Annotated in this window: 12 protein-coding genes; 8 read left to right on the top strand and 4 right to left on the bottom strand. The window is 39.9% G+C overall.

Translation table 11 applies throughout. From position 1 onward, the window contains the following. Positions 1–107 precede the first annotated feature (107 nt). Positions 108–770: a response regulator transcription factor gene (locus PHR02_RS10695; RefSeq protein ID WP_299991983.1), complete on the bottom strand. Its 663-nt coding sequence runs from the start codon at positions 768–770 to the stop codon at positions 108–110. Next, the gene (locus PHR02_RS10690; protein ID WP_299991982.1) at positions 751–1,959 is read right to left on the bottom strand and encodes a sensor histidine kinase; all 1,209 of its coding nucleotides are present in this window, start codon (positions 1,957–1,959) and stop codon (positions 751–753) included. Before PHR02_RS10690 ends, PHR02_RS10695 begins: the two co-directional genes overlap by 20 nt. A 103-nt stretch (positions 1,960–2,062) precedes the next feature. Between PHR02_RS10690 and PHR02_RS10685 the strand changes: the two genes are divergently transcribed. The 5 genes from PHR02_RS10685 to PHR02_RS10665 all read left to right on the top strand — a co-directional run bounded on the left by PHR02_RS10685 (position 2,063) and on the right by PHR02_RS10665 (position 7,182). Next, positions 2,063–2,569: a peptidylprolyl isomerase gene (locus PHR02_RS10685; RefSeq protein ID WP_299991980.1), complete on the top strand. Its 507-nt coding sequence runs from the start codon at positions 2,063–2,065 to the stop codon at positions 2,567–2,569. Positions 2,570–2,572: 3 nt separating this feature from the next. Continuing rightward, the gene (locus PHR02_RS10680) at positions 2,573–3,655 is read left to right on the top strand and encodes an epoxyqueuosine reductase QueH (RefSeq protein WP_299991979.1); all 1,083 of its coding nucleotides are present in this window, start codon (positions 2,573–2,575) and stop codon (positions 3,653–3,655) included. A 60-nt stretch (positions 3,656–3,715) separates the two neighbouring features. Next, positions 3,716–4,006, top strand: a complete 291-nt coding sequence (locus PHR02_RS10675; protein ID WP_299991977.1) for a nucleotidyltransferase domain-containing protein — start codon at positions 3,716–3,718, stop codon at positions 4,004–4,006. Further along, on the top strand, positions 3,999–4,367 hold the full coding sequence (locus PHR02_RS10670; RefSeq protein WP_299991976.1) for a HepT-like ribonuclease domain-containing protein: 369 nt from the start codon (positions 3,999–4,001) through the stop codon (positions 4,365–4,367). Before PHR02_RS10675 ends, PHR02_RS10670 begins: the two co-directional genes overlap by 8 nt. Before the next feature lie 328 nt (positions 4,368–4,695). After that, complete coding sequence (locus PHR02_RS10665) at positions 4,696–7,182, top strand: PhnD/SsuA/transferrin family substrate-binding protein (RefSeq protein ID WP_366141193.1); 2,487 nt, start codon at positions 4,696–4,698, stop codon at positions 7,180–7,182. Positions 7,183–7,300: 118 nt separating this feature from the next. Here PHR02_RS10665 and PHR02_RS10660 read toward each other — a convergent pair whose 3' ends face one another. Further along, complete coding sequence (locus PHR02_RS10660; RefSeq protein WP_299991973.1) at positions 7,301–7,567, bottom strand: hypothetical protein; 267 nt, start codon at positions 7,565–7,567, stop codon at positions 7,301–7,303. After that, a complete protein-coding gene (locus PHR02_RS10655; protein WP_299991971.1) occupies positions 7,560–7,835 on the bottom strand; it encodes a toxin in 276 nt (91 codons plus the stop codon). The genes PHR02_RS10660 and PHR02_RS10655 overlap by 8 nt, the downstream gene beginning before the upstream one ends. 232 nt (positions 7,836–8,067) lie before the next feature. Between PHR02_RS10655 and PHR02_RS10650 the strand changes: the two genes are divergently transcribed. From PHR02_RS10650 to PHR02_RS10640, 3 genes are all read left to right on the top strand, one after another. Further along, positions 8,068–8,289 carry a hypothetical protein gene (locus tag PHR02_RS10650; protein WP_299991970.1) on the top strand — a complete coding sequence of 74 codons (222 nt, stop codon included), beginning with the start codon at positions 8,068–8,070 and terminating at the stop codon, positions 8,287–8,289. Continuing rightward, a complete protein-coding gene (locus tag PHR02_RS10645; protein WP_299991969.1) occupies positions 8,282–8,548 on the top strand; it encodes a type II toxin-antitoxin system RelE/ParE family toxin in 267 nt (88 codons plus the stop codon). The genes PHR02_RS10650 and PHR02_RS10645 overlap by 8 nt, the downstream gene beginning before the upstream one ends. A gap of 87 nt (positions 8,549–8,635) precedes the next feature. Next, positions 8,636–8,901: cation:proton antiporter (locus tag PHR02_RS10640; RefSeq protein WP_299991985.1), on the top strand; the 266-nt coding region annotated here is incomplete at its 3' end.

Genomic DNA, 8,901 nt, shown 5'->3' with positions numbered 1-8,901 from the left:
CTATTATGAAAACAAAACGTAGCACGAACGTAGCAAAGGTAAAATTAGAAAAATTTATCGTCAGAAATTTTAATATGAGGAGATATGTGTATAGAAAAGTAACATAATCAGCTTTTAGGGATATCGATCATGTAACCTAATGCACGGATGTTTTGGATAAAGTCTTCTTTGAGCGATTTTTTGAGTCGACTCACTTCAGCACGGATCGTTGCGTTATCGACGTACTCTTCGTCCCACACGTAGTTACGGAACTGATCAAAATCAACCACACGCCCCCGATTACGAGCGAGTAAATCGATAATCTGCAATTGCCGTTTCGTGAGGGTCTGCGTTACGTTATCACACATCAGTGTAGAGGTTGAGGCATCATACGCATAACTCTTTGAAAGACGCAGATGATTCTGCGGAGTCGTACAACTTTGCATCACTTTATCGATCCGCAGCGAGAGTTCTTTGAGATGAAACGGTTTTTTGAGATAATCATAACATCCCAAATCATACGCCCTTGAAATCCCCTCGATATCAACTAACGCACTGATATAAATAGCGGGGGGACGAATTTTCAGGGCATGAAGCTGTTCTAGTAGATCAAGTCCATCGATTCCAGGGACATTAATGTCTAAAATCAGAAGATCAAATGTCTCTTTTTGTAATGCGTCGAGAGCATCTATGCCATCATAAAACGAAGTGACTCGATGCCCTGCAGAGAGGAGGTATTCATTAATCGCTTCACTGAGCATCTGCTCATCTTCAAGAAGGAGAATTTTCAAGATTACCCTTTTTAAAAGTATATTCGAAGCGGGTCAATTCACTATCAGAAGCTATTTTGATCTCAACACCATCTTCATCGCAAATTGATTTTACCAAACTTAGCCCTAAACCAAATCCATCGGTTTTTTTCCGTTCTCTATAATAAGCCTCAAAAATCTTTTGCGGATCATGAATTTTTTGCGATTTGCTCTCCACCCAAAAAAGGCACCCTAGTGTATCGCACCCTACACCGACTCGAATCTCCTCACCATTTTTAGTGTATTTAATCGCATTGGTTAGGTTATTATCGATTACACGCTGGAGCTTCGTTTCATTAAACTGCACCCAAGATGGGAACTCCGGCTCGGAAAAGTTAAAGGTTAAATTCGAAAAATGGGCAACCTCATCGAAAAATTCGAGCCGTTTTTTGACATATTCACCTAGTTCAATCGCTTTTTTGGGGTATTCAATCTGATCTTTTTTCACCAGATAGCTCAAATCATCATAAATACTAAAAATATTTTTGACTGCCGCTTCGATTTTAGCCAGATATCGGTTTCGCCCCTCATTCATGCTAAACAACTCGATATTCGCCATAATAACCGACAGCGGAGTATGGGTTTCATGGATGGCATAACGGATAAATTGTTTATGAGAGTCCAAAAGCCCCTGCGAAAACTTTTGTTCCTCTTCCAGTGCTTCATTTTTTTGTTGTAAAGCTTGTGTTTTAAAACGTACTCTCTCTTCTAACCCTGCGTTAAGTGACTGCAATGACTCTTTTTGCTCATGAATGGTGTGTGCCATCTCATTCGCGTATCCGGCCATCCGTTTGAATTCAGTAAAATAAAGATCATCCGCTCTGATAGCTTCAGCCTTTGTATGTGCCGATTCAAAAAACTCTAAAAATCGTTCCATATCCCGTGCAATCATACTATTGACAATCTTCGAAATACCGATGATAAAACCGAATAAAATCAATGCCAGTGTTGCAATTTCAACAATGATTTTAATCAATCGCCCTTTAAGTGCATGAGGGTTAGCATGAATTCCTACAAGCGTGTCACCCGCAGCCATCGCGAATTGTCGATATTCGTCATAAATGAGAAGTGAGGAAAAAATTACGGTAAAAAAGAGGATAAAGACAATAGTATAAAAGTTAAGATCACGTAAGGATATACTGTTCAACCAACGCTGTAACCACGATTCCACTATGCATCATCTCCAAATTAATTTCGTTCATTATAACCGATTCCCTTTTGATAGTTAAGATTGTTCCACTATAATTTCAAAAATTCCTCCAAGGATCACACTCATGTTCGGACGTAAAGAACTTAAAAATTACAATGCAACTGCTGAAGAGCTTGCCTCTTTCCAATGGGCAAAAATGACCACTGCCAAAGGGGTTATCTGGATCAAACTCTATAATGATGAAACTCCTAATACGGTTGCGAACTTCGCGGCACTTGTTAACGATGGCTTCTATAACGGCCTTAACTTTCACCGCGTAATCCCCGGCTTTATGGCACAAGGTGGATGTCCTCACGGTAGCGGTACAGGCGGACCGGGTTGGGCTATCCCTTGTGAAACAGCTCTTAACAAGCACAAACATGTCAAAGGGACTCTCTCTATGGCACACGCGGGACCAAACACCGGCGGAAGTCAATTCTTTATCTGTTTCGCAAGTACTCCACATCTTGATGGTGTTCACACGGTTTTCGGCGGTATCGAAGCAGATGATAAAGAGTCAATGGCGGTTCTAGACAGTATTCAAATGCGCGACACCATTGAATCTGTAGAGATTTTAGCTTCTCGCGACTAATTTATGCTCGTCCACATCTGCTGTAGCGTCGATTCTCACTTCTTTATCGAGAAGCTGCAGCAGGAATACCCCGATGAAAAACTCATCGGGTTCTTCTATGATCCCAATATCCACCCTTACAGCGAATATCAACTCCGTCTTCTTGATGTAGAACGAAGCTGTCAAAAACTGGGAATTGAGCTGATAAAAGGCGAATACGATTTTGAAAACTGGATGGACGCCGTCCGAGGTTTAGAAAAAGAGCCTGAGAAAGGGTCACGTTGTGAGGTGTGTTTCGATCGTCGTTTTGAAATAAGTGCCCACAAAGCGATCGAACTAGGTGAGTCCACCATGACCACCACCCTCCTCGTCAGTCCCAAAAAATCCCAAGAACAGCTCATCCGTAGCGGCGAAGTATTCGAAGAAACTCATGGAGTCAAATTTATCCCGTTTGACTACCGTAAAAACAACGGAACGGCGGATCAGGGACGTGTGAGCCGTGAACAGCAACTCTACCGTCAAGACTATTGCGGCTGTCTCTATGGTCTTAGTATGCAGCGTGATCAACAGCATAGATTGATGGACGAGATGTTCTCCCCTATTTCGAAACAGATTCTCCCTGCTTCTATCGAAGAGCGTTTGGAACTTTATAGTCATCGTAATGAGTTGGAAGAATCAGGAACACCGTACCGGATACTCAAAGAGCGGTTTTTAAACTACCGCCTAATGCGTGCATCAGTAAAAATGGGTTCAGAGATTATCCCCTCGTATCCCCTTTTCTACTCAACCATCAACCGCACCACTACCGAGGGGAAAATCGACTTTGAAATTAACGGACAGTTTTTCCTCAACCGTGAAGAGGTACGATTTATCACACTTGATACGTTTAATGCGCTCACCTCATCGGCGTACAAAAATACCCAAGAGTTAATGTTTAACGCCCCTTCCATTGAAACCGAGATGGCTTTGCGTACGCAACTCAGCGGAAATCCTTTTAACACCTCAGCAATTATCGTCGTCGATACGATCCCTATTGAAAAAATATCCCTTTTGCTAGAGACGAAAACGTATGAGGATACAAGGGAAAACTTATTCGTTTGGAATTAGCCTGATTTTGTTATAATCTTTGCACAAAAAACACGTATCTTTGTATGAGGAGAAAAATAAATGACAAAAAATGATATTTTACAAAAACTCTCTCAAGAAAAAGAATACCTCCAAAAAACCTATGAAGTTGATAAAATAGGACTTTTTGGAAGCTATGCAAAAGACACACAAACTCCCGAAAGCGACATCGATATTTATGTCGAATTTAAACATAAAACATTCGATAATCTCACAGGTCTTTGGAACTATTTAGAGGAGATATACCATACCAAAATCGATTTACTACATAAACACAAAAGAAGCAAAGGTGCGATCTTCGAAAGTATCCAAAAAGAGGTAATCTATGGATAAAGCAACAACGGCTGAACTTTTGGACTTTATCCTTGAGAGCCTGCGATTAATCAAGCGAAGATTTAGCGGTATTGCGTCGAGTGATGATTTTCTTGATAGCGATGAGGGGTTAGATAAACTCGATGCCATCTCCATGCGATTACAGTCTATCGGTGAAGCATTAAAGAATTTGGATAAACGACAACAAGAGCTACTACTCATGGTTGCTAATAAAGAGTATTGGAGCAAAATCATTCGAACGAGAGAGATTTTAACCCATCACTACATCGATATTGATGCGGAAACGATCTATATGATTTGTGATGAAAAGTTAGAAGAGTTAGAGGAAAAAATTTTAAAACTACAAGAGACCTTACACTAAAAAATCCCTATCTTACCATGCTCGATCAGGGATCCAGCTTTTCCAAATTTCACTATGACGTAAAAATTTAAGATTGAATACATGAGCGCTACTCTGCTCATTTTCATTCCAACCCAAAAATGGTCTATTTTTATAAAAAGATTATATAATCATAATCTAACCCTAATAAGAATGGGAGATATTCATGCATCGTACTATAAGACTTCACAAAAGTGTTATCTCCATTATTCTGTTTATTTTACTACTGTTCACTGCGCTCAATGCCCATACAAACACTAAAGAAACTATAAAAATAGGTATTCTTGCAAAAAGAGGTATACCCCAAACAGTGCAACAGTGGCAACCATTGGCAGAGTATTTGAACCAACAGATTCCCGCGTATACATTTGAAATCGTACCGCTGGGTTTTAATGATCTCAATAATGCGGTGGCACATGCTTCGGTCGATTTTGTAGTAACCAACACGTTCCAGTATGTTACCTTCGAGTATCGCTACGGCACCAGTCGGATCGCTACACTCCAAAACCACTCAGACATTACAGTGGGACAACAGCGTTTCGGTGGAGTCATCTTTACACGCAAGGACAATAGCGATATTCACACTCTCGAAGAAATTCAGAACAAACGTTTCGCAGCAGTCGATCCGGAATCATTTGGTGGATGGATTATGGGTAAAAAAGAGTTACTCGATCACGGGATAAAAGAAGATGATTTTTCTCAGCTTCTTTTTTTAAACTCCCATGATGCTGTTGTACACGCCGTTTTAGAAGGGCGTGTAGATGCAGGAACAGTACGTAGCGATACACTAGAGCGGATGGCAAGAGAGGGGAAAATTCGCTTGGATCAGGTACGTATAATCGCCCCTAAAAAGTATCCGGGATTTCCATTTATCGTCAGTACTGCACTCTATCCCGAATGGCCCTTTGCAAAACTTACCCATACATCCGATACATTAGCAGAATCGGTTCTTATAGCTCTACTCGGTATTACCCCGGAACTTGAAGTCGCCAAACGTACCGATACCGACCATTGGACGATTCCAATGGATTATTCAGCAGTACACGATCTGCTTAAAACGTTAAATATGCCCCCTTACAATGCAGAAATTACCCTTTCGGCAGTTATAAAAAAGTACGCTATACAGATTGTTTTAGCAGGAGTAATCATTCTTATACTAAGTATTTCGGTAGTATTTATTCTTATGCTCTATCGAAGACTGCAAAAACAAACTACTCATATTGCCGCACTCAATACAGAATTGACCAAACAAATGGAGCGTGAACATATTTTTCGACAAATGCTCGATAGTCAAACCGCATTAACTATGTTGGGTGATGAAACACGAATAGTCGAGTGTAACGAAGCATTTTTGAACTTTTTCGCCATCTCATCCGCTGATGAAATTACACATCAGGGGGGTATATGCTCCTATTTTATTGATGAGGAGAGCGCAGATACCCGATATAGCTGTTTATCAGCTATTTTCGCGATGAAACAGCAGGGGACATTCTCCAAAATTACCATGCTTGATAGAGAGGGTAATCTTCGGGTATTCCACGTCCATATCGACCGATTTGCACACGACGAAACACTTTTTGTCGTCAATTTGGTCGATATCACTTCTAGCGAAGAGTTGCATCAAAGACTCGTATTACTGCAAAAAGCGGTGAATCAATCCAGCAATACCGTTTTAATCAGCAAGATAGACGGAATCGTACAGTATGTTAACAACTCTTTTTGTGAATGTTGCGGGCATGAAGAGTCAGAACTCGTTGGGCATAATGCAGAGCTTATGAATACGATCGGACTCAATCCTCTCGCATCCGAAGAACTTTATAACACCCTCTCCGAAAATAGAGTATGGATCGGTGAGGTAAAAAAACAACATAAAGACGGTTCAGAACACATCCTTCGTATGGCGATTTCACCGGTAAAAGACACAAACGGCACCATCACACATCTCATTGCTATCGGCGAAGATGTCAGCAAATATCGACAAATTGAAAACACGCTAAAAGAAAAAGAAAAAATGTTGTTAGCGCAATCGCGTCTTGCTGCGGTGGGAGAAATGCTAAACATGATCGCTCATCAGTGGCGTCAACCCCTTTCTATTATCCAAATGTGCTTGAATAATTTAGAGTTTACCCCAGAAATCATGGAGCTAGAAGAGCACACATGTATCAATACCATGAGCGAACAAGTAGAGTTTTTATCAAACATCATCGATGATTTTAGCCACTATTTTCAAAAAGATGCACGAGTAGAAGCTGCCGATTTTGATACCATCATCTGCGATGTGATTGGATTATTTGAAAAAAATCTAGAAAACAATAACATCGCACTGGAAAAAGTATGCACCGCGCACATGCAAATCACTACACGACAGCAAGATGTGGTACAAGTGCTGCTCAGTCTAATCAATAATGCTAAAGAAGTCTTATTGCTTCGTAACATCACATCAGCGAAAATTACATTACGTACTAACTATTCAGAGAAGGATGAACTCTTTGTCGCGGAAGTGATCGATAACGGCGGCGGCATAGATGAATCAATCAAACACAAAATATTCGAGCCCTATTTTTCCGCTAAAAAAAGACAAGACGGAAGCGGATTAGGACTCTACATCGCCAAAACAATTGTAGAAAACAATTTACACGGCTCTATTGGATTTGAAAATACCCAAGACGGTGCTTGCTTTTATATAAAAATTCCTTCCTTAATAATGGAAAAAAAGGAGATGGCATTTGAGGATATCGATCTCGAAAAAATAGATTTTGAAGAAATGGATCTTACGGATGAGTTTTTAAAGTATTGACTTGTCGATTTCATTTTCATTGCGAATACATCTTCTTCATACAGACAATGGAGCGGCAAGATTAGGTCGAGGGAGTAATTAACCTTCGCTTTTTTTTGCCCTCCAAAGTCTGTTCTAGTTATGCTTCCAGTCGAATCTTTCCGGTTGCGTATTGATGAACTAACGATGAAATAATCGTTTGATACGGTATCCCCGTCTCTTGGGCTTTATTTTTGATCGTTGTTACATCACCGAGACTGAGACGGATAGTAATATTTTTGGATTTAGATAAATACTCTTTAGCTGCCTTGCGTGCCAATGCAATCTCCTCCTCCGCATCAATGCTTCGTACTAATGTATCTTTTTCCAGAGCGTCTAAAATCGCCATCTCTTCTGCATCAAACATTGTTTTCTCCTTTATATATCTTTTTTGCTTTTCGGCTTGGGATTATGGTCTTTAAGAAAATCCCCTCGCCATTGCGAACAAATGGGACGAGATAGACATAATCCAATGCTTCTACGACGTAGATCTTTTGTCCGCGATAGTTTTCCTGATCGGGATGATCGTATGTGTCTAACACTTTCCCCGCATCTATTGCAGCTATGATCTCTTCAAAACCTATCCCTCTGCTTTGTTTAAGAAGCTCATTTTTTTCTTTGCCGTAAGTAATCAATACAAGCCTTTATAATATACATACAATGTATTGTATATCGACAAAAGTAAATATATAATAAAAAAATTATGACAATGCTATAAAAACCTATTTCTAACGCCCACTTTTTAACCACCCTTAGTACGAACCATCACTATAATCTCTCCATCTTTTATTAAAAGAGCGGTTTGAGAATAAAGAAATCTAAAAGATCGATATGGATATAATCAAAAAAATTGCGAGGAGGTATCCTATGCACACATTGAGTATCCGATTGGATGACTCTATTTATGAGCATTTCAAAGAGTTTTTAAAGTTCTACCCGCAAAATAGACTCTCTATTATCGAAGATGACGACGATCTTATCTTTAGCGATTCCAATGCATTGTCTTACCAAGAGGCGATGGAAGATTTAAAAAACTCTCAAACCCTTAATTGGAAAGAGTACGCAAAGGTTCGAAATATCGATGTATGAGATCGAATTTTCGAAACACTTTGTCAAGCAAATCGATAAATTATCACAAAATGTCGTTAAACGTTTCTATGACGATCTGAAATATATCTGCGAAAATCCCCTCCCCTCTAATCCACACGTAGATGTTAAAAAACTCCAAGCTCAGACAAACCAATACCGTTTAAGAGTCGGAAAATACCGATTTTTATACACCATAATCGATGAAAAAGTTATCGTTTATTTTTACGATTTAGGTTCTCGCGGCGATATTTATAAATAACTGCATTTTAAATCATTAGGTAAAAGTGAGAGCTAACCGCCCACTTTTTAACCACCCTTAGCACGAACCTTGCACTATAATAACCGTATGGAAACACTATTACTCTCAATCTTTTTAACCGTTGCCATCGCGACGGTTCTCAATATCATCCTAAAACGGTTCGAGATATCGCATATCATCGGCTATATCGCGACAGGGACCATCGTTAGTACCCTATTCGGGTTTAACGGTTCAGCGAACGATTCACTCGATTTTATCGGGGAGTTCGGGATCGTCTTTTTGATGTTTACTATCGGACTGGAATTGAGTCTGGATAAAATCAAAAAGATGAAAGATATCCTCCTCACCAACGG

The sequence above is a fragment of the Sulfuricurvum sp. genome (assembly GCF_028688295.1).
In the GTDB taxonomy this organism is placed as follows: Bacteria; Campylobacterota; Campylobacteria; order Campylobacterales; family Sulfurimonadaceae; genus Sulfuricurvum.
This window is presented reverse-complemented; position numbering and strand designations above follow the sequence as displayed.

Coding starts and splice junctions, on each gene's coding strand:
- PHR02_RS10670 (WP_299991976.1), top strand. CDS start 3,999: ATGGATAAAGCAACAACGGCTGAACTTTTGGACTTTATCCTTGAGAGC.
- PHR02_RS10680 (WP_299991979.1), top strand. CDS start 2,573: ATGCTCGTCCACATCTGCTGTAGCGTCGATTCTCACTTCTTTATCGAG.
- PHR02_RS10650 (WP_299991970.1), top strand. CDS start 8,068: ATGCACACATTGAGTATCCGATTGGATGACTCTATTTATGAGCATTTC.
- PHR02_RS10645 (WP_299991969.1), top strand. CDS start 8,282: ATGTATGAGATCGAATTTTCGAAACACTTTGTCAAGCAAATCGATAAA.
- PHR02_RS10675 (WP_299991977.1), top strand. CDS start 3,716: ATGACAAAAAATGATATTTTACAAAAACTCTCTCAAGAAAAAGAATAC.
- PHR02_RS10660 (WP_299991973.1), bottom strand. CDS start 7,567: ATGTTTGATGCAGAAGAGATGGCGATTTTAGACGCTCTGGAAAAAGAT.
- PHR02_RS10685 (WP_299991980.1), top strand. CDS start 2,063: ATGTTCGGACGTAAAGAACTTAAAAATTACAATGCAACTGCTGAAGAG.